A 20,989-nucleotide genomic window follows, 5' to 3' on the forward strand; every position below is an offset into this window, starting at 1 on the left:
CCCGACGGCTGCCGCACGGTCCACGGGTCTCCCCGCCGGCGCCCGGGTGTACCCGGCGTCATCGGGCGAGAGCCGAACCGAGGTCCGCGCGGATGTCGAACACGGTCTGCGCCCCGGTGAGCTCGAACATTCGGGCGACCGAGGACTGCAGGCCGGCCAGGACGAGGGTGAGGTGCGCGCGTTCCGCTTCGGCGCGGGTGTTGAGCAGCAGGTTGAGGCCGGTGGAGTCGCAGAACGACAAGCCGTGGCAGTCGACGACGACCCGCTCCCGGGCCTGTCCGATCGCCTCGTGGAGCTGCGCGCGCAGGAGCGCCACGCTGTCGTAGTCCAGCTCGCCGACCGGCGAGACGACCACCGCACCGTCCTCGGTTCGCAGATCGGCCCTGAGGCGCACGGTGTGCGAGTCCTCGCCGGGCTGGTGGGGGGCCGGTTCCGGCTCGGGGACGCCGTGGGGCATCGCTCTCCGTCCTCCTTCTGTCGAGTGGGACCGTGTCAGCCCGTACGACGGTACGGCGGCATCCGACCGCAAGGTACGCCCTCCGGGCGGGACAGTCGAGCAGTGCCACCCGAATGTGCGGGCAATGTGAATACAGTGGGGCCTTTCCGCAAGGGAAGGCCTGATCCGGGTGAGGCTGGGCAGGTGAGCCGCTTCGTACCTGATCAAATGATCCCCAGCAGAGGACTCGACGCCCCGACCCTCGGGGCGGACGGCGGCGACCCGCTGGCGGACCGGGTCGCGCAGGAGGAGGGCGCCTACGAGCTCATGCTCTGCCTGGAGACCCTCAAGCCGGCGATCGCCGCCCTGCCGGAGCGCGACCGCACCATCCTCTCCCTGCGCTTCGGCGCCGAGCTGACCCAGCGCGAGATCGGCCGCCAGCTCGGCATCTCGCAGATGCACGTCTCCCGGCTGCTCGATCGCATCCTGGCCGGCCTGCGCGCCGATCTCCTGGCCGACGCCCGAGCGATGCTCCCGAGCCGTCGCGGACGGCATGGGAGGGGCGCCCGCCGAACCGTCGGGCGCCCCTTTCGGGGGTCCCGGGGTGTTCCCGACCGTGCGGCGGCGGGAGCGGGCGGCGTCGGTCACACCGGCGGCGAAGCGGGTGATCAGGATCACCGGCACCCGCCCCGGTGCTTCCGGAGCGGGCCCGGCGTCGCGGGAGAACGGCGGCGACAGGTCGGCCGGGGCGACGCGCCACCGCGGCGCGGGGCCGCCCTCCGGCCGGCGCCGACGGGCCGCACGGCCTTGCGGGGGGCCTGCGGCCCGACGTGAGCGGGGTCACGGCCCCGTGCCGACGGCGGAGTTCACCCTGGCGGAACAGGTGGAGTACCGTCCCTGACGGTACGGACTGGTGCCTTGCGCGGCCTGTGGCCCGGCCCTCGGCCGGGCTCACAGGCCGGAGCGGGCGGTGACTGTGGCGGGCCTTCGGCCCGGCACCTGACGAGGAAGCGACGTCCCGATGGCGGGCACGACGAAGTCCCAGGCACAGCGCACGACGAGCGACACCGCGCAGGTCGGCGAACCAGACCTGCGGCGGCTGCTGGCCGGGCTGACCGCCGTACGCGACGGCGACTTCGGCACCCGGCTGCCCGACGATGCCGACGGGCTGTTGGGCGAGATCGCCACCGTGTTCAACGGCATGGTCGACCAGCTCTCCCTGTTCACCTCCGAGGTGACCCGGGTGGCCCGCGAGGTCGGCACCGACGGCCGGCTCGGCGGCCAGGCCAAGGTGCCCGGCGTGTCGGGGACGTGGAAGGACCTGACCGACTCCGTCAACGCGATGGCCGGCAACCTCACCACCCAGGTCCGCGACATCGCCCAGGTGGCCACCGCCGTCGCCAAGGGCGACCTGTCGCAGACCATCACCGTCGACGCCCGCGGCGAGATCCTCGAACTCAAGAACACCGTCAACACGATGGTCGACCAGCTGTCCGCCTTCGCCGGCGAGGTGACCCGGGTGGCCCGCGAGGTCGGCACCGACGGCCGGCTCGGCGGCCAGGCCGACGTCAAGGGTGTCTCCGGCACCTGGCGCGACCTCACCGACTCGGTCAACTTCATGGCCGGCAACCTCACCGCCCAGGTCCGCTCGATCGCCCAGGTCGCCACCGCCGTCGCCCAGGGCGACCTGTCCCAGAAGATCAACGTCGACGCGCGCGGCGAGATCCTGGAGCTGAAGGAGACCATCAACACGATGGTCGACCAGCTGAGCGCCTTCGCCGGCGAGGTGACCCGGGTGGCCCGCGAGGTCGGCACCGAGGGACGCCTGGGCGGCCAGGCCGACGTCCGGGACGTCTCCGGCACCTGGCGGGACCTCACCGAGTCGGTCAACGTCATGGCCGACAACCTCACCGCCCAGGTCCGCTCCATCGCCGAGGTGACCACCGCCGTCGCCCAGGGCGACCTCTCCCAGAAGATCCGGGTGGACGCGCGCGGCGAGATCCTGGAGCTGAAGGAGACCATCAACACGATGGTCGACCAGCTGAGCGCCTTCGCGGACGAGGTGACCCGGGTGGCCCGCGAGGTCGGCACCGAGGGCAACCTCGGCGGCCAGGCCACCGTCCGGGGTGCGTCCGGCACCTGGAAGGACCTCACCGACAACGTCAACGTGATGGCCTCCAACCTCACCGGGCAGGTCCGCTCGATCGCCCAGGTGGCCACCGCCGTCGCCAAGGGCGACCTCTCGCAGAAGATCACCGTCGAGGCCAAGGGCGAGGTCGCCGCGCTGGCCGGCGTCATCAACACGATGGTCGACACGCTCTCCGCGTTCGCGGACGAGGTGACCCGGGTGGCCCGCGAGGTCGGCACCGAGGGCACCCTGGGCGGCCAGGCCCGGGTCCCGAACGTGGCCGGCACCTGGAAGGACCTCACCGACAACGTCAACTTCATGGCGCACAACCTCACCAGCCAGGTCCGCAACATCGCCCAGGTCACCACCGCCGTCGCCAAGGGCGACCTCACCCGCAAGATCGACGTGGACGCGCGGGGCGAGATCCTGGAGCTCAAGACCACCATCAACACGATGGTCGACCAGCTCTCGGCCTTCGCCGCGGAGGTCACCCGGGTGGCCCGCGAGGTCGGCAGCGAGGGCCGGCTCGGCGGGCAGGCCGAGGTCGAGGGCGTCTCCGGGACCTGGAAGCGGCTCACCGAGAACGTCAACGAGCTGGCCGGCAACCTCACCCGCCAGGTCCGCGCGATCGCCGAGGTCACCAGCGCGGTCGCCGAGGGCGACCTGACCCGCTCGATCACCGTGGACGCCTCCGGCGAGGTCGCCGACCTCAAGGACAACATCAACTTCATGGTGGAGTCCCTGCGTGAGACCACCCGGGCCAACGAGGAGCAGGACTGGCTCAAGTCCAACCTCGCCCGGATCTCCGCCCTGATGCAGGGCCGGCGCGACCTGCCCGTCGTCGCCGAGCTGATCATGGACGAGATCACCCCGCTCGTCGCCGCCCAGTACGGCGCCTTCTACCTCGCCGAGGACACCGGCGGCGCCACCTTCCTCAACCTGATCGGGTCCTACGCCTTCCCCGCCGGCGCGAGCCCCACCCGGTTCAGGCTCGGCGAGTCCTTCGTCGGCCAGGCCGCCCGCAGCCGGCGCACGATCGCCGTCGACCGGCTGCCGGCCGGCTACGTGAGCGTCTCCTCGGGCCTGGGCCGGGCCGAGGCCGCCTCGCTGATCGTGCTGCCGATCGTCGTCGAGGAGCAGGTGCTCGGCGTCATCGAGCTCGCCGCGCTCCAGGACTTCACCCCGGTGCACCAGGCCTTCCTGGAACAGCTGATGGAGACCATCGGCGTCAACGTGAACACCATCGTCGCCAACGCCAGGACGGACGAGCTGCTCGGCGAGTCCCAGCGCCTCACCTCCGAACTGCAGGTCCGATCCGCGGAGTTGCAGGCCCGTCAGGAGGAGCTGCAGTCCTCCAACGCCGAGCTGGAGGACAAGGCCGCCCTGCTCGCCGCCCAGAACCGGGACATCGAGACCAAGAACCTGGAGATCGAGCAGGCCCGCCAGGAGCTGGAGGACCGCGCCCACCAGCTCTCTGTCGCCTCCACCTACAAGTCCGAGTTCCTCGCCAACATGAGCCACGAGCTGCGCACCCCGCTGAACAGCCTGCTGATCCTCGCCCAGCTGCTCGCCCAGAACCCGACCCGCAACCTGACCGCCAAGCAGGTCGAGTACGCCGGCATCATCCACTCCGCCGGCTCCGACCTGCTGCAGCTCATCAACGACATCCTCGACCTCTCGAAGGTCGAGGCCGGGAAGATGGACGTCTCCCCGGAGCGCATCCCGCTGCGCCAGCTGCTCGACTACGTCGAGGCCACGTTCCGGCCGCTGACCAGCCAGAAGCGCCTGGCCTTCCAGGTCACCACCGCCGCCGGAGTACCCGCCGAACTGCTCACCGACGACTACCGGCTGCGGCAGGTCCTGCGCAACCTGCTGTCCAACGCGGTGAAGTTCACCGAGCGGGGCAGCGTCGACCTGCGCATCGAGCTCGCGGACGGCGCGCAGCTGCCCGACGTCGCCCGCCGCGACGACGGTCCGGTGGTCGCCTTCCACGTCGTGGACACCGGCATCGGGATCGACCCCCAGCACCTGGAGAGCGTCTTCGGCGCGTTCCAGCAGGCCGACGGCACCACCAGCCGCAAGTACGGCGGTACCGGCCTGGGCCTGTCCATCAGCCGGGAGATCGCCTTCCTCCTCGGCGGCGCCATCACCGCGCAGAGCACCCCGGGTAAGGGCAGCACCTTCTCGCTCTACCTGCCCGCGGCCAGGGCGGAGTTCGTCGAACTGAGCGGCCAGGCCCCGCGGGAGGCCCTGGAGCCCGGCCCGGCCGAGTCGGCCCGGCCGCGCCAGGACGAGCAGGCCGGGCAGTCGGGCACGCCGGAGGTCGCCCAGCCCAAGCGGCTGCTGGTCATCGAGGAGCGGCAGCGCGGCCTGCTCTCCCTCGTCGCGGAGAGCGCCGTCGCCGACCTGACCGGGCACGCCGACCTCGGCGGACCGCGCGGGGCGGTCGAGGTCATCACCACGGTAGGGGCCCAGGAGGCGGCGGAGACCCTCGCCGCGACGCCGTGCCACTGCGTGGTCCTCGAACTGGACCTGCCGAACGGCGCGGCGCTGGACTTCCTGGAGGAGATGGCACGGGACGCCGCGCTGCACAGCGTGCCCGTCCTGGCGCACAACAACCGGCGCCTGGGGGCCGAACAGGAGCGGCTCCTGCAACAGCGCGCCACCGTGCAGCCGCTCGAACTCCTCTCCAGCCTGGACGAGTTGCGCGAGCGCATCGCCCTGCACCTGAGCGCGGAGCAGCCCGGCGACGTGCTGCCGCTGGTCCGTGCCGAGGACCCGGCCACCCCGCTCGCCCAGGACGTCGACGGCTCGCTCGCCGGACGGACCGTCCTGGTGGTCGACGACGACGACCGCAACCTGTACGCACTGACCGGGATCCTGGAACTGCACGGCATGCGGGTGCTGCAGGCGGAGAACGGCCGCGCCGCGATCGACACCCTCACCCGCAACGCCGGTGTCGACCTGATCCTGATGGACGTCATGATGCCGGAGATGGACGGCTACGCCGCCACCACCGCGATCCGCGCCATGCCCGCGTACACCGATCTGCCGATCATCGCCGTCACCGCGAAGGCGATGATGGGTGACCGGGAGAAGAGTCTCGCCTCCGGTGCCAGCGACTACGTCACCAAGCCGGTCGACGCGCGCGACCTGATCACCTGCATCGAGCGGTGGCTGAGGCCGTAGCGCGACCCCCACCGGACCAGGCCACCCGACCCGACACCGTGCAACCCGAGGAGATACCGATGCGCGACCGCCAACCGCCTCGGGACGCAGACGACCGCCCCAACCCCGCGCCGCACCACGGCGACGTGACGAACCGGATGCCCGCCCAGTCCGTCGTCGCCCAGCGGTCGCCGGTCGGCCGGCCTCCGGACAAGCCCGCCGACTCCGGTGTCATCGGCCGGCTGACCACCACCGTCGAACGCCTGCGCCGCGAACTCACCCTGGCGCGGGCCGAGGCGGACGGCCGGGCCTTGATCGAGCTCGCCAAGGGGATCCTGGTCGAGCGCCTGGGCTACGGCCCCGCCGACGCCCTCCGGCAGCTCGAAGACCTGGCGGGCCAGTCCAACGTGTCCGTCCTGGAGCTGGCGGCCGACCTGGTCAACCAGGCCTCGCACGACCGGATCGCGGACCTCGCCCGCGAGTTCCTGGCCTCCACCGGCGAACCGTCGGTGGGCGTTCGGCTGCGCAGCGCGGAGACCGGCATGCTCGGGGCCGACGACGTCCAGGCCGTCGCGCAGTCCGCCCTCGAACACGCGCTGCGGCCGCTCGGGGCGCAGGCGGTGGCGATCTGGGCGGCCAACTCCGACCAGTCCCTGACGCTGGCCGGCAGTGCCGGTTTCGCGGAGGAGGAGGCGAGGCGCTGGCGCCATGTCCCGCCCGGGGTGCCCGTCCCCGCGCGCCGCGCGCTGACCGAGCGGGCCACAGCGACCTACCAGTCGCTGGCCGCCGCGGGCCTCCCCTCGATCGGGCAGCGGGAGTTCGGCGGCGGACGGCTGGCGGTACCGGCGGGCGCGGGCGGCCGGATCACCGGCGTCCTGGAGGTCTGCTGGAGCGGCGGCCTGCCTCCGCAGTCCCAGTCGCTGCAACGGCAGTTCGAGGCCCTGGCGGAACTGTGCGCCACCGCCCTGGAGTCCCGCCCGGCCGTCGCCGACACCAACGGCGGCGCCGACCCGGAGACCACCGACCTGCTGGAACTGGTCCACGGCCTGAACGACCCCTGCCTGATCATGCACCCGGACGTCGACGCGTCCGGCCGGGCCACCGACTACCTGATCAAGCACCTCAACCCGAGCTTCGAGGACTTCGCCGGGCGGCCGCGCAGCGCCATCCTCGGCGCCCGGCTGCTGGAGGCCTACCCGCTGGCCGCCGAGCCGGGTGGCCTCTTCGAGATGATCGAACACGTCCTCGCGACCGGCGAGTCCTTCCGCTCGCCGGGGATGATCCTGTCCGCGCTGGTGGACGGCGTCCGACTGACCACCCGGGCCCGGGTGAGCATCAGCCGCCACGGGGCCTACGCGGTCGTCGTGTGGCGGACCGAGGACGGTACCGCCCGGGTCGCCAACCTGCTCCAGCACGCCCAGCGCCTCGGGCGCATCGGCGGCTTCGAGGAGAACCTGCACACCGGCGAGATCGCCTGGAACGAGACCCTGTTCGACCTCCACGGCCTCCCCCCGCACGCCGAACCCGTCCCGCTGGAGCAGTTGCCGACCCATGCGCACCCCGACGACGGGCATGCCATCGGCCGGTTCCTGCGCACCCTGCTACACCACCAGCGGCCCGCCTCGACGGCCTTCCGCCTCCAGCGCGCCGACGGGATCGCCCGGCACATCCGGGTGGTCGCCGAGCCCGTCCTCGACGCCGACGCCCGCATCGTCGCCGTCCGCGGCGCCTACCAGGACGTCTCCGCCCAGCACTGGACCGAGGTCGCCCTCGCCGCCACCCGCGACCAGCTCGCCCACACCGAACAGCAGGCCGCCGAACGCAACCGGCTGGCCCTGCAGCTGCAGCACGCCATCATGCCGCCCAGCCGCGGCCCGTTGGACCTGCACGACCTGCGCGTGGCGGTGCGCTACCGGCCCGCCGAGAAGGACCACCTGGTCGGCGGCGACTGGTACGACGCCCTCGCCCTGCCCACCGGGCAGGTGCTGCTGTGCGTGGGCGACGTCGCCGGACACGGCATCGAAGCGGCGACCGGGATGGTCGCGCTGCGCAACGCCCTGCGCGGGCTGGCCGCCACCGGTGCCGGCCCCGGCCAGCTCCTGGGCTGGCTGAACACCGTGACCCACCACCTCACCGACAACGTCACCGCGACGACCGTCTGCGCCCTCTACGATCCGCGGACCCGGGCCCTTCGGTGGGCCAGGGCGGGTCACCTCCCGCCCATCCTGGTGCGGGACGGCCGCGCGACCGAGCTGCCCGCCGTCGCCGGCATCCTGCTCGGTGCGATCGACCAGGCCGACTACGACGAGGGGGAGATCCGGCTGGAGCCCGGGGACACCCTGATGATGTACACCGACGGCCTGATCGAGCGCCGGGACCGCTCCCTGGAGCAGTCGCTCGCCGACCTGCTGAGCACCGCCGGGGACGCGGACGGCGTCGCGGAGCTCGACCGCCGGCTCGACCACCTCCTGCGGTACAGCAGCTCCGACACCGACGACGACACCTGTCTGATCGGGATCACGGTCCGCTGAGCCGTCGGGCCCCGCCTGAGCCCGGCCCGCAGGGGTGAGCGCAGCGAACTGCGGTCGGCCTTCCAGTGCTCCAGCAGGTGGGCGGCGAACCGGTCGTCCACCACCTCGGCCGCCGCGATGCCGAACGCGATGTCGGGCTCCAGCTCCGCCTCGCTCGCGAGCAGCTCTCCGATGACACCGCGCCGCATCAGCTGTTCGTGGACGGCGTCCGCCTCGATGTGCTCGCGGTCGATCTGCGGGGCGTGGGCTTCTGCGACTCCACCGGGCTCAACGCCCCCCTGCTCCTGCGGTCGGAGGCCGAGCGTGCGGGTACGTCACTGCGCCTGGCCGGAGTACGGCCGAGGGTGTGGCGGGTCCTGGACACGACCGAGACGGCGACGACGTTCGCCGTCCACGCGAGGGCGGCGGACATCCGCCCGGCGCGGACGCGCAGCGGCGCGGGGTGAGCAGCCGGCCCCTCCGGCCGCGGCCCGCGGCGACGGCAGGCACGCCCCCGGCAGGCCGGTGACGGTCGTCCGACCCGCTCGGCCGGGAGGCCCGGTGAACGACGCTCCCCCTCCACGGCTTCCGCCGCCTGCGCATCCGCTGGGAACGGCGCGACGACATCCACGAGGCCTTCCTCGGCCTCGCCACCTGCCTGATCACCCACCGCCACGTCCAACGCCTTTGTCAGGACCTCTTACGCCGGATCGGTAGGCACCGGCTTCACCAGCCCCGAACGTCGCACCCTGCGGCCGCGCTGCGCCACCTCGGCCGGTACGTGTCACCGTTCACACCACGGACCGGGCGGGACCGGGGCCGGACCGCTGCGCCAGGTGCGCTACGCGCGGCCCGAGCTCCCGGCCGACGAGTCCCTGGAGCTCACACAGGCCGCCGCGACAGAAGCCGGTATGAGGGCCTGCGCGCGTGAGCTGCCCACCCCGGGCCGGTGGCTCGGGTAGGCAGCGGCTCTGCGGTGCCGCCGGTCGGCCAGCGGCCGCTGTCGGGGCGGCGAAGGTCTCGCGGGGCCCGAAGTCTGGGGAGGTCACGGAGAGGGCGGATTTGGGGTTCGATGACGAGCACGGTCACGCCCGTGTCGGCCCGGGCGCCGGCTGACATTGATAGTATGTCAATTACATATTAGTGCAATGCTGTTAACCGCCAAGGACTGGTACGCAACAGCGCAGATCCGGTCGGTGCGACGACGAAGGGACAGTCCGGTGAGCAGTCTCAACAAGGGTCTGGAACGGATCGAAGTAGGCCTGTTGTGGGATCCGAGTCCCGCAGGCTCGGCCCGTCACGATCTGGACCTCGTCGCCGCGACGTACACCGCCGCCGCCCCGTCCGGCGCCCCCGCCTACCTGGTTCACTTCGACAGCCGCGCTCCCGACGGCACGATCACCCTCACCCGGGACAGCCTTGACGGCAAGGGCCTCGGCGTCGACGAACGCCTCGTCCTGGAGCTCGACCGTCTGGCCGACCGCTACGTCCGGGTGGTCGTGGGCGTCGCCATCCAACAGAACGCCGGCCGACTGACGTTCGGGGACATAGCGAACCCCGTGGTGAAGATCCGGAACGGGCGCGATGAGTTCGCGGCTGTGGACTTCGCCGGCGCCGGTGAGGCAACAGCGGCGAGGGTCGCGGAGTTCGTCCGGGACAGCTCGGGGGCCTGGGGATTCCAGCCCGGCGTCCACGGCTTCGATGCCGATCCGGCGACTTTCGCGAGGATCATGGGCACCTGAGACCTGTTGCAGAAGGTCGGGCACGAGTAGGCCGGGATGCCTCGAAGAACTCCTGCCGACACCGTGCGGTGCGGGCCGTCTCCCCCGTGGTTCGGATCTTGTCACGGTGCGACAGTGAGCTGGTCTCTCTGGTCGGCCCCGGGCTGTGGAGCGTTCTGACGTGACGGATGCCGAATGGTGCTGGAACAGTCCGGGGGCCCCGAACCCCCGGTCCACCGCGCCGATGGCTCGATCGGTCAGCGGCGTCCTCAAGCACCGGGTACGCCGCCACACGTTGACAGCCGGCCCCGGCCTTCCGGAAGTGCGCCGCTCGGCCGCAACCGTCCTCCCCCGGCCTGCGGTCGGCCCGGTCAGCCGCAGGCCGCGACGGCCTGGTCCGCGCTCTCGTAGAGGCCGAAGATCCGGTCGATACCGGTGATCTGGAGGATCTGCGCCAGATCCCGGCCCGCGCCCCGACGGCGAACGGCGCCGAGTCCGCGGTGGCCCGCTGGTAGCCGGAGAGCAGCGCCGAGACCCCGATCGAGCCGCAGAACGACAGGCCCCCGACGTCCAGGACGAGCGGGACGGCGGCGGCCAGCGGCAACCCTCCGCCATCCGGCTCAGCCGCGGGGCCGTGTGCTAGTCGAGCTCCCCGGTGACGGTGAGGACCGTCGCCCCCGACGGGTGGGTGTGGGCGGCTATGGCCGACACTGCCTGTTCGGCGGCGTACCCGCGAACGGACAGCACCACCGCGTGGCGGCGGCCGCCGCGGTAGTACTCATCGGGTGCCGAGTCGGGAACGGCCGGGCCGATCTGCGGGAACTGGGCGAGGTAGGCGAGGTTACTCGTCCCCCGGCCGGGTCAGTGGCCAGTCGCGTACCAGGAGCAGTGCACCACCGCAAGGGCGGCCCCGAGGTCGCCCTCGACCTGCCGGAGAAGATCACCTTCCGGCACGCCCTCGCCCTGACTCCCACCCAGGTGGGCCTCAACACCCGTGCCACCCGCATCGCGACGGAGGTGACGCGCACCGCGCCGGGCCCCGGACGCCACCGTCGAAGCGGGTGCCGGTACGAACCGGGGGGCCAGGTGAGCGCCGGTGATTGCGCGCCGTCGACCGGTGCGGACTCGACGAGCTTGAACACCGTCGGGAGGGCCGCGGTCGGGTTGCCGGCACGCCAGGGGACCATGGTGCGGAGGTTGACCGTGAAGACGTCGACCCGATCGGACTCGTACTCGGTGGCCCGCGTGAAGATCACGACCCGCCAGCCGGAGCCGTCGAGGCAACCCTGATACCGGGTCCGGCGGCCTGAGGGGCGGTCGCCGCTGCCGGCACCATCAGGTGCTCCTTGCCGTACAGCCCGGGCAGGTTGCAGCGGCGCGGACGCTCGATCGTCCGGGCCGCCATAGAACGCTCCGAACTCCCCCGGCACCGCGGCTGGTGCCTTCGGCGCGCACCTCAGCGGCCGTGCCGGCCTCATCGCGGAACGCCGATGGGGGTCCGCAACAGCCCGCCCCACCACGGCATCCGACCGGTGCCCCCGGCGTCCGGCACCAGCAGCAGGGCCAGTCGATCCGTCGCGCTCCCCCGCCCCGCGAGAAGGATGCCGGTGGTGGCGCGGCACCGATTCTCCGGGCGTGTCCGCCGTTCAGGCCCGCGCATCCGCGAGGAGGCGGCCGTAGCGACCTCATCCTGACCACCGGCCATACGTGGCCGGTGCTTTGACCTGTGCGGTTGTCCGGCGACGCGTCAGCATCGACAGCGGATGGCAGGTTCCGCGACCCCCGCCTCCCCGTGCGCGGCCGACCCGGGCTGCCCCATTCCTGACGACCGTGCGCGTACGTGAGGGAGGGGGTCCGACGGCGGAGGCGAAGGGGTCTCCGGCTGCCGGCCGGCGTGCTGGCAGGCGAGTCGGGCTCACGCCGTACCGGCGACAGCTGGGCGGACAAGGTGGCGTCGCTGTGCCAGGAATCGCGGGCAACGCCGATGGCCGCGGCCGAGCTCCGGTCGGCCGTGCCGACCATCCGGCCCGACCTCCACCGCCGTGATGCTCGCGGTGTTCCTCCTCCCCGTCCCGTGCCACCGATCAACAGCCCCGACCCGAACCCCCGTGACGACAAGGACGCCATGACGGACCACTACGGGAACCAGGACCCAGCCACGCCGACACCGCCCGCCTGGCAGCAGACGCCGCACGCGGTGGCGCCCCGGCCCGGCGACAGCGGCTGCCCGCCATCAGCCCCGGTCGGGTCAGCGTCCGCCGCGTCGTCTGCCGCGGCACCGTCCGCCCTCGCGCCGCCGGCGCAACCGCCGGGCCGAGGCACACCGCAACCCGCGTCGGCTGCCGCGCAACCGGTCGCGGGGCGGGGGGCGGAGCCTTCGTCGGAGGCGGCGGTACCGCCCGGGGTACGGGCGACGCGGCGGGGAGCCAAGGTGCTGCGCCACTGGCCGCTGCTCGTGGCCGCTCTCCTTCCCTGCCTGGTGCTGGCCGGTATCGGGTGGTGGGTGTGGCCTCAGCAGCCGACGGGACGTGCGCCGCACGTGGCCGCGGGGACGGTCCAGGCGCAGCTCCTCGGCGCTGACAGTGTCAGCCGGCTGGCCGGGACGACGGTGGTCGCCGGCCCGCAGTCGGACCGGCCCCACGCGCCGCTCGACGTGGCGCCGTCGGAGTGCGCCGTCGCGGCGGGGCCGACGACAGAGGCGGTCTACGGGCAGGCGTGGAAGGCGTTCCTGTCGGCGACCTACCAGGACTCCGCGGGCACCGGCGGCCACACCGTGAACCAGGTGTTCGGCGTCTTCCCGGAGGCCGAGAAGGCCGGCGCCGCTTTCCGGACGCTCACCGAGGGCCTGGCCAAGTGCCCGTCGGCCACGGTCGCCGGGCAGGCCGGCCGCAGCTCGAAGTGGGTCTACACGGCGCGCCCCAGCACTGAGGTCGCGGTGGCGTGGACCGCGGCGCAGCAGGGTAGCGCGGGCTGGGCCTGCTATCACCAGGCGTGGGTGAAGGGCACGAGCCTGGTGCAGGTCTCCGTGTGCCAGGCGGGTGACGGCGAGGCGACCAGTTGGAAGGTGGCCGACGAGCTCACCAAGAAGGTGACCGGATGACCGCGACCCCGCTCGGGCCGGCCGGCCGCCCCCGGCGGGCTGTGGGGCGTGCCGTCGCCCTGGTGCTGGCGCTCCTGCTGCCTCTCGTCGGCACGGCGGCGGTGACGAGGGCTGCGGCCGACACGCCGGTCATGGCCCCGCCCGACACCGTGGCCGCCCTGGCCCAGCCCAGGGACGTCGCGGCCGTCGCCCCGGCGCTCGCCCAGAAGGTCGAGGCGCAGAAGCGGACGGAGGCCGAAATCGAGCAGATGGTCAGGGAGGTGGTCGCCGAGGCCGAGCGGATCACCAAGGAAGCCGCGGAGGTGGAGAGCGCCGACACCGCGCTGTCCGCCAGGGCCGCCGCGGTGAACAGCGAGATCGACGCCCACAACACGCGCGCGAGGACGCTGAGCGGCAAGATAGACGCCCACAACGCGGCCAAGCCTCCCGCGGATCAGGCCGCCGCGGTCGGCCGCTACAACGCCGAAGCGGCCCAGCTGCAGACCGAACAGAGCCAGGTCAAGGCCGAGGAGGCCAAGCTCCAGGGCGAGGAGGGCGAGGTCAGGCAGCAGGAGGCGCAGCTCAACTCGCGGAAATCCCAGCTCAACGCCGCTTCCAGGGCCAATGCGGAGAAGTCCTCCGCGGCAAGGGCCAGGTCCCAGCAGCTCCAGGTCCAGACCCAGCAGCTGCTCCAGGAGATGGCCGAGGTCCTCCAGAGCCTGGCCCGGACCCCGCCCGATCCGGCGGTGACGATGGATCAGGGCGGCGACGCTCCCGCGCCGCCGGAGCGCGACCACGAGGCCCGGGGCCGGGAAGCCGACACGGCAGACAGCCCCTACCGGCAGCCGCAGACCTCCGCCATGAAGCAGTACGGGCAGCAGAGCGGTACGATCGTCGACCCGCGGCCGGGGACGGCGTACCTGACGCCCGAAGCCGTCCGGCGGCTGCCGGCCGCGCAGGCGGCCATGCTCACGAGCCCTGCCGTCCCCTACGACGGGTTGGCCCGCAAGCCCAACGGGCACTACACGGCACTACGGGTCCAGGCGCCCACCACTACCGCATCCCCGGCATCACCGGCACCGGCACCGGCCACCACCGCGTCCCCGGGCCCGGCCCCCACCGCTACCGCACCCCCGGCTCCAGCTCCAGCTCCCGCCCCGGCCCCCGCCCCGGCCCCGGCTCCCGTGCTGGCCCCGGAGGTCTTCGAATCCGGCGGGGTCGTCGCGTACCGCGACGGTGAAACGCTCCCCCTCGACGGGATCACGACGGTTCAGGAAGTACCCGCCTCCCCGGAGCCCGCTCCGGCACCCGGCAACCCCGGCTCCGAGGAGAACGCCGACCGGCGCGTCCCCACCTGCAAGGATCTGGAGCCCACGGGGGCGGTACCCCTGAACGGCGGCGGGTGGGTCAGCTACCTGCCGCCGGACGGTCAGAACCGCAACCAGGGAGTCAATGCCTGTCTCGAAGGCACGCCCGGCTCCAGCAGGGGGCAGGCCGCGGCCGGCGACATCCGGGGCTGGACCGATGCCAAGGCGCGGGCGGCCACCCTGGGGTTCACTTCGGATTCCGACATCGCTCGCTGCCACTCCGTACCGCGCATGGCCGGCGGAACAGCGGACGAGCCGAACCTGACGCCGTGCTTCCAGCGGGGGGCCAACACCAACCAGCGAACCGGCGGCACGATCACCAACAGCATGCGGACCTTCGAGACCAGAGCCGGGAAGGTCATGGGCCGGGGCCCTGTGCTGTACAACGTGTTCCCGCAGTACAACAGCCCCGGCAGCACCATTCCGAACGGGTGGGCGATGTCGCTCCACGCCTGGGACGCCACCACCGGGGCGACCACGGACTCCGCCCGGACATTCGTGGACAACCGCACGTACGGCCCGAACGGCCTGGTATCCCTGGGCAACTAGCCCCGGGCGAGAACGGACGACTGATGGGAGTGGACGTGAGCATCGAGAAGATGCTGGAGCGGCTCGGCTCGGTGATCGGGCCGCCTCTGGACGGGGTGGTCCCCGTCCCCTGGGAGTCGGGGCCGGAGGTGCTCGGTTTCCAGCTGCCGGCGGACTACCGGGCGTTCGCCGACCGGTACGGGATGGTCAGCATCAGCGACGAACTCCACATCTACACACCATCGGCAGCGCCCAGTCCCAAGATCGGGGAGCCGCCCGGCTTCGCCGGATTCCTGTACGGCACGACGAACCCGTACGGATACTGTGCCTGGCTGGCCCAGGCTTACCGGGACGGGGACTACGACGAGTGCCCGTATCCGTTGTTCCCGGCCGAGGGCGGCCTCTTGAAGTGGGGAAACAACTGGAACTCCGACCACTTCTTCTGGCTGATGCGGGACCCCGACCCGGACCGATGGCCGGTCGCCGCCAAGTTCGACTCGATGCGGGAGTGGGATCTCTTCGAGGGCGGATTCCTCGAGTTCCTGCTGGCGGCGGTGACGGAACAGTACCCGTACCACGGGGACGTCCTCCCCGGTGGGATGAAGCAGATCGGTGACGGCCGTGCCTACCGCTCTCGGGGAGACTGGTCGAAGAACCTTCGAGCGTGAACCCGCGCAGGTGGTGGACCACCGGCTCGGGGCGGCGGGCGCACAGGGACCTCAGGGCGGCCCCGTGCGCCCGCCCCGGGTCGGGCGCCCCTCGTACGAGGGTGTCCGGTGGGTCGGGAGGGTGCGACTGGCCGGTGCTCTGGTCGGGGGACCCCACTGCCCGGAGCCATCCCCCGTAGCGGGTGGCCAGGGTCCGTACCGTCGCGTCGGTGCGGACGCCTTCGCGCGGCCGCTGGCAGAGAACAGCAGGACGGTGGCCGGTGGTTCTCCCCCCGGGGCGCAAACAGCCCCGGTCGCTGAGGCCGTCCGCCTCGCGGCGGTAGGGGCGGGGCTGCCCCTACCGCCCGGCCCGGGCGGTCTACTCGAACGCGGCCGCCGCCTCCCGCAGCGCCCGGACGACCGTCTCGGGGTCGTACGGCGCCGGCTCACCGGGCAGGTAGGTGACGGCGTGCAGCCCGCCGGTGTAGCGGAAGGAGCGGTGCCGTTCGTGCACCGGCCAGGAGACCGGGGACTTGCGGTCGATCCCGACGCTGATGCCCTGGAACGGTGCCATGCCGATCAGTTGGTGCACCGGGCCGAGCCGGCCGCCCTCCGCGCCGTCCACCAGGATGCGGAACTCCCACTTGAGGTCGGCCACGGCCGTGGCCTCCAGGGTGATCCGGCGGGCGCCCGGCGCGAGCGGGCCGCCGTCGGCCTCGAAGAGCTCGCCGTACTGGTTGTAGGCGAAGTGCAGCCGGCCGTCCTCGACGTAGAGGCTGTAGCCGCCGCCCTGGTCGCCGTGCGAGACCAGGACGCCCCGGTCGTCCGCGCCGTGGGCGGTCAGCTCGACCTCGACGGCGAAGGAGCGGAAGGAGATCAGGCGGGAGGAGCGGTAGCGCTCCAGCTCGGGGGTGCCGGCCAGCAGGGTGACCGGCCGGCGGAGGCGGTCGGCCTCGGGGCCGCGCAGGGCGAGGGCGCCGCTGCCGTCGGCCAGCGGGAACACGCCGTTGCGCCAGGCGGCGGCCTCCCAGGCGGCGGCCAACTCCTCGACCAGTTGCGGGTGGTCGGCGGCGACGTCGTGGATCTCGGTCGGGTCGGTGCGCAGGTCGTACAGGGCCCACTCGCTGTCGTCGTACGGCGCGCCGAACCGGTGCAGGGTGACCAGCTTCCAGCCGTCGCGGTAGTAGCTGCGGTTGCCGGTCATCTCGCAGTACTGCTCGGGGTGGGTGGACGGCGCGCCGGGCGTGCGCAGCACGGGGGCGAAGCTGATGCCGTCGAGCGACTGCACCGGTTGCCCGCCGCGCTCCGACGGCCTCTCGACACCGGCGAGTTCGAGCAGGGTGGGCAGGATGTCGGTGACGTACTGGTACTGCGCGCGGACCCCGCCGTCAGCTTCGGCGCGGGGCAGCCCGGCCGGCCAGGAGAGCACGAACGGCACCCGGACGCCGCCCGCGTAGGTCTGGCCCTTGTAGAAGCGGAACGGCGTGTTGGAGGCCATGCCCCAGCCGCGCGGGTAGTGGACGAGGGACTGCGGGCCGCCGATCAGCTCGATCTCCCGCTCCACGTCGGGGTTCCAGTCCTCGGGCAGGTTCGGGTGGTGGACGAAGCGGCTGAAGTAGCTGCGGGTGCCCTCCGCGCCGCCCTCGCCGGTGCCGCCGTTGTCGGAGGTGAACACGATGATGGTGTTGTCGAGTTCGCCGAGCGCGGCGAGGGTGTCGGTGAGCCGGCCGAGGTTCTGGTCGACGTTGTCGACCATGGCGGCGTACACCTCCATGTAGCGGGCGTACACCTTCTTCTGGACGTCGGTGAGTTCGTCCCACGGGCCGACGTCGTGACCGGCTTCGCCGTTGCGCTCGGGCAGCTCGGTGCCGGGCGGGAAGTGACCGGCGGCGAGCTGGCGGGCGAACCGGGCGGCGCGCAGCTCGTCCCAGCCGCCGTCGTACCGGCCCTTGTGCCGGGCGAGGTCGGCCGGCTTGGCCTGGAGCGGGCCGTGCACCGCGTTGTGCGCCAGGTAGAGCAGGAACGGCTTCTCGGCGTCGTGCGCCCGCAGCGACTTCACCATGGCGATCGCCTGGTCGGTGATGTCGTCGGTGTAGTAGTAGCCCTCGGGGAACTCGTCGATGTCCAGCGGGCTGTTGTCGCGGACGAGTTGGTGCGGGTGGAACAGGCTGGTGAGGCCCTCCAGCACGCCGTAGTACTGGTCGAAGCCTTTCTGCAGCGGCCAGTTGGCGCGGTTGTCGGCGGCGTTGGAGGCGGAGTCCCGGGTGAGGTGCCACTTGCCGACGGCGTAGGTGGCGTAGCCCCGGTCGTGCAGCAGCTCGGCGAGGGTGGGGATGTCCCCAGCGACCTCCATGCCGTAGCCGGGGAACCCGGGGTCGGCGTTGGCGACGAAGGAGTAGCCGACCCGGTGCGGGTTGAGGCCGGTGAGGAGGGCGGCGCGGGCGGGAGAGCAGAGCGGCATGGTGTGGTAGTTGGCCAGCTTGACGCCGGTCGCCGCGAGCCCGTCCAGGGTGGGCGTGGGGATCTCGGAGCCGAACGGGCCGATGTCGCTGTACCCCATGTCGTCGATCAGGACGACGACGATGTTGGGCGCGCCCTCGCGCGGGCGGACCGGCTCCGGCCAGGCGGGGGTGGAGGCGCCGAAGGTGCGGCCGACGGTGCCGGGGAACCCGGCGTAGGGGTCGCGGCGGTGCGGGTCGGCGAAGGTGTCGGCGGCGGTGCCGGTGCCGTCCTCGGCGGGGCGGGCGTCCGTGGCGGGGCGGTGCGGGTCCGGGGTGCTGGTCATGCGGGGCTCCGGGTGGTGAGGTGCGGGGCGGGCTGCGGGGCGGACTCCAGCCGGGGGACGGCGGCCAGGAGTTCGGCGGTGTACGGGTGCTCGGGGGCGGTGACGACGCGGTCGGCCGGGCCGGTCTCGACGATCCGGCCGCGGTGCATCACCGCGATCCGGTGGCTCACCTGCCGGACCACCGCGAGGTCGTGGGCGATGAAGAGGATGGCGAGCCCGAGGTCGCGCTGGAGCCGGGCGAGCAGCTCGATCACATGCGCCTGCACCGAGACGTCCAGCGCGGAGACCGGCTCGTCGCAGATCAGCACGCTCGGCTCGGGCGCCAGCGCCCGGGCGATGCCGATCCGCTGGCGCTGGCCGCCGGAGAAGGCGCGCGGGTGCCGGTCGGCCGTGGCCGGATCCAGCCCGACCTGCCGGAGCAGTTCGGCGACCCGCTTCTCCCGGGTCGCCCGGTCGCCGAGCCCGTGGGCGATCAACGGTTCGGCGATGATCTGCCCGGCCGTCATCCGGGGGTTGAGCGAGGCGTACGGGTCCTGGAAGACCATCTGCACCTCGCGGCGGGCGGCGGCGCCGCCGCCGCGGCCGAACTCCTCGCCGCGGAACCGGATGGTGCCGGCCGAGGGGGCGTGCACCTGGACCAGCGCGCGGGCCAGCGTCGACTTGCCGGAGCCGGACTCGCCGACCAGCCCGAGCGTCTCGCCGGGGTGCAGGACGAGGTCGACGCCGTCCAGCGCGGTGACGGCCCGTCGGCGCGGCCCGTACGTCTTGCCCACCCCGCTGACGGTGAGCAGCGGTTCGGGGCCCGGGGTGCTGTTGGCGGCGGCCTCGGAGGGGGCGTCCAGCCGTGGCACGGCGGCCAGCAGCTCCTTGGTGTACGGGTGCCGGGGCGCCGCGAGCACCTCGGCCGTCCGGCCCTGCTCGACCACCCGGCCTTCCCGCATCACCAGGATCCGGCGGCACGTCCGGGCGATCACGCCGAGGTCGTGGCTGATCACCACGAGGGCGGTGCCGGTCTCCCGGTTGATCCGGGCCAGCAGCCGGAGGATCTGCTGCTGGACGGTCGGGTCGAGTGCGGTGGTCGGTTCGTCGGCGACGAGCACCTCGGCGTCGTGGGCGAGGGCGAGCGCGATCATGATCCGCTGGCGCTGGCCGCCGGAGAACTGGTGCGGGTGGTCGCGCAGCCGGCCGGCGGCGTCGGGGATGCCGACCAGGCCGAGCAGCTCGACCGCCCGGGCGGCCCGCGCGGTGCGGTCCGTCGTGCCGTGCGCCCGCAGGGCCTCGTCCAGTTGCTTGCCCACGGTGAGCACCGGGTTCAGCGAGGACATCGGATCCTGGAAGATCATCGCGATCCGCCGTCCGCGCAGCTCGCGCAGGGCCGGCTCGGGCAGCACGGCGAGGTCCTGGCCGTCGAGCTCGACCGAACCGCCGGTGATCCGGCCGCCCGGCGGCAGCATCCGCAGCAGGGCCAGCGCGGTGGTCGACTTGCCGGAGCCGGACTCGCCGACCAGCCCGAGCGTGTCCCCGGCCGCCAGCTCGAAGCCGACCCCGTCGACGGCGCGGACCCCGGGGACGGCGCCGACCCTCCGGCCGGTGGCGGCTCCGGCTCCCTCCCCCGCGCCGCCGAACTCGACGGTGAGGTCGCGGACCCGGAGCACCGGGCCCCTCTCGGGACTGCTCCCCGGGCGGCTGTCGGGGCCGTGCTCCGGGCGGCTCGCCGGGCGGCTGTCGGGGCCGTGCTCCGGGTGGCTCGCCGGGCGGCTCATCGGCGCGCTCCCTTGTTCAGCGCCTCGGCGATCAGGGTGAAGCCGAGGACCAGGGCGGTGGTGGCGGCCAGCGGGGCGGCCGCGAACGTGGGCTGGGTGGAGAGGTAGGCGACGGACTGGCTGAGGATCGAGCCGAGGGTGGGCTCCGGCGGCCGGACGCCGAGGCCGAGGAAGCTCATCGCGCCCTCGATGAAGACGCCGATGGAGAGCGCGACGGCCGTCTGCACGATCAGCGGGTCGGCCGCGTTGGGAACGACGTGGCGCAGCAGCACCCGGAGCCGGGAGGCTCCGCCGACCCGGGCGGCCAGGGCGTACTCGCGCTCCCGCTGGACGAGGATGCCGGCCCGCAACTGGCGGCCGAAGCCCGGGATCTCGGCGAGCGCGACGACGATCAGGACCGGCCAGCGGCCGGGGCCGAGGACGGCCGTGACGGCCAGGGCCAGGATGATCCCGGGGAAGGCGAGCAGCAGGTCGAAGACGCGCTGGACGGCGAGGTCGGCCACCCGGGACGAGGCCGCGAGCAGGGCGAAGGAGCAGCCCAGCAGGGCGCCGACCGGCACCGCGGCGAAGGTGATCGCGAGGTCGGTGCCGGTGCCGTGCAGCACCCGGCTGAAGAGGTCGCGGCCCAGGTCGTCGGTGCCGAAGGGGTGGGCGGCGCTCGGCCCGGCCAGGGCCAGCGCGCTCTGGGCGTTCGGGTCGAGGTCGGTGAGCAGCGGCGCGGCGAGGGCGGCCAGGGCGATCACGCCGACCAGGACCAGGCCGGTGAGGCCGCGGCCGGTCAGCAGCCCGGCCAGGTAGCGGTTGTGGCGGCGGGCGCCGGGGGACTTCGGCCGGTCGGCCGTGAGGACGGTCATGGG

General features: G+C 73.0%; 13 protein-coding genes and 1 pseudogene. 10 read left to right on the forward strand and 4 right to left on the reverse strand.

The genetic code is table 11. The features are described from left to right. Positions 1–58: 58 nt before the first annotated feature. Positions 59–457 carry an STAS domain-containing protein gene (locus tag ACZ34W_RS24150; protein ID WP_465606956.1) on the reverse strand — a complete coding sequence of 133 codons (399 nt, stop codon included), beginning with the start codon at positions 455–457 and terminating at the stop codon, positions 59–61. 183 nt (positions 458–640) lie between these two features. On the opposite strand from ACZ34W_RS24150, the gene ACZ34W_RS24155 reads away from it, so the two are divergent. The 10 genes and pseudogenes from ACZ34W_RS24155 to ACZ34W_RS24200 all read left to right on the forward strand — a co-directional run bounded on the left by ACZ34W_RS24155 (position 641) and on the right by ACZ34W_RS24200 (position 15,605). Beyond that, positions 641–1,270 (forward strand): sigma-70 family RNA polymerase sigma factor, encoded by a 630-nt coding sequence (locus tag ACZ34W_RS24155; protein WP_465606958.1) that lies wholly within the window; start codon positions 641–643, stop codon positions 1,268–1,270. 187 nt (positions 1,271–1,457) lie between these two features. After that, the gene (locus ACZ34W_RS24160) at positions 1,458–5,753 is read left to right on the forward strand and encodes a HAMP domain-containing protein (protein WP_465606960.1); all 4,296 of its coding nucleotides are present in this window, start codon (positions 1,458–1,460) and stop codon (positions 5,751–5,753) included. A gap of 59 nt (positions 5,754–5,812) precedes the next feature. Beyond that, positions 5,813–8,263 (forward strand): SpoIIE family protein phosphatase, encoded by a 2,451-nt coding sequence (locus ACZ34W_RS24165; protein WP_465606962.1) that lies wholly within the window; start codon positions 5,813–5,815, stop codon positions 8,261–8,263. Positions 8,264–8,328: 65 nt separating this feature from the next. Then, on the forward strand, positions 8,329–8,709 hold the full coding sequence (locus ACZ34W_RS24170; protein WP_465606964.1) for an STAS domain-containing protein: 381 nt from the start codon (positions 8,329–8,331) through the stop codon (positions 8,707–8,709). A 110-nt stretch (positions 8,710–8,819) separates the two neighbouring features. Continuing rightward, positions 8,820–8,930, forward strand: a pseudogene (locus ACZ34W_RS24175) (IS5/IS1182 family transposase); the annotation flags it as partial. 532 nt (positions 8,931–9,462) lie between these two features. After that, complete coding sequence (locus ACZ34W_RS24180) at positions 9,463–9,984, forward strand: TerD family protein (protein ID WP_465607117.1); 522 nt, start codon at positions 9,463–9,465, stop codon at positions 9,982–9,984. Between the two features lie 867 nt (positions 9,985–10,851). Next, positions 10,852–11,253 carry a hypothetical protein gene (locus ACZ34W_RS24185; RefSeq protein ID WP_465606966.1) on the forward strand — a complete coding sequence of 134 codons (402 nt, stop codon included), beginning with the start codon at positions 10,852–10,854 and terminating at the stop codon, positions 11,251–11,253. A 1,141-nt stretch (positions 11,254–12,394) separates the two neighbouring features. After that, positions 12,395–13,063, forward strand: coding sequence for a sensor domain-containing protein (locus ACZ34W_RS24190; RefSeq protein WP_465606968.1), 669 nt, complete (start codon positions 12,395–12,397; stop codon positions 13,061–13,063). Then, positions 13,060–14,958: a coiled-coil domain-containing protein gene (locus ACZ34W_RS24195; protein WP_465606969.1), complete on the forward strand. Its 1,899-nt coding sequence runs from the start codon at positions 13,060–13,062 to the stop codon at positions 14,956–14,958. The genes ACZ34W_RS24190 and ACZ34W_RS24195 overlap by 4 nt, the downstream gene beginning before the upstream one ends. Before the next feature lie 35 nt (positions 14,959–14,993). Next, on the forward strand, positions 14,994–15,605 hold the full coding sequence (locus ACZ34W_RS24200; RefSeq protein WP_465606971.1) for a hypothetical protein: 612 nt from the start codon (positions 14,994–14,996) through the stop codon (positions 15,603–15,605). 358 nt (positions 15,606–15,963) lie between these two features. Here the strand turns inward: ACZ34W_RS24200 and ACZ34W_RS24205 are convergent, their stop codons facing one another. Genes ACZ34W_RS24205 through ACZ34W_RS24215 form a run of 3 tightly spaced genes read right to left on the reverse strand, consistent with a single transcriptional unit; the run spans position 15,964 to position 20,986 of the window. Continuing rightward, positions 15,964–18,369: an arylsulfatase gene (locus ACZ34W_RS24205; RefSeq protein WP_465606973.1), complete on the reverse strand. Its 2,406-nt coding sequence runs from the start codon at positions 18,367–18,369 to the stop codon at positions 15,964–15,966. Then, positions 18,366–20,132, reverse strand: a complete 1,767-nt coding sequence (locus ACZ34W_RS24210; protein WP_465606975.1) for a dipeptide ABC transporter ATP-binding protein — start codon at positions 20,130–20,132, stop codon at positions 18,366–18,368. Before ACZ34W_RS24210 ends, ACZ34W_RS24205 begins: the two co-directional genes overlap by 4 nt. Continuing rightward, positions 20,129–20,986 (reverse strand): ABC transporter permease, encoded by an 858-nt coding sequence (locus ACZ34W_RS24215; RefSeq protein ID WP_465606977.1) that lies wholly within the window; start codon positions 20,984–20,986, stop codon positions 20,129–20,131. The genes ACZ34W_RS24210 and ACZ34W_RS24215 overlap by 4 nt, the downstream gene beginning before the upstream one ends. Between the last annotated feature and the right edge of the window lie 3 nt (positions 20,987–20,989).

It is taken from the genome of Kitasatospora sp. NPDC022856 (genome assembly GCF_055561235.1).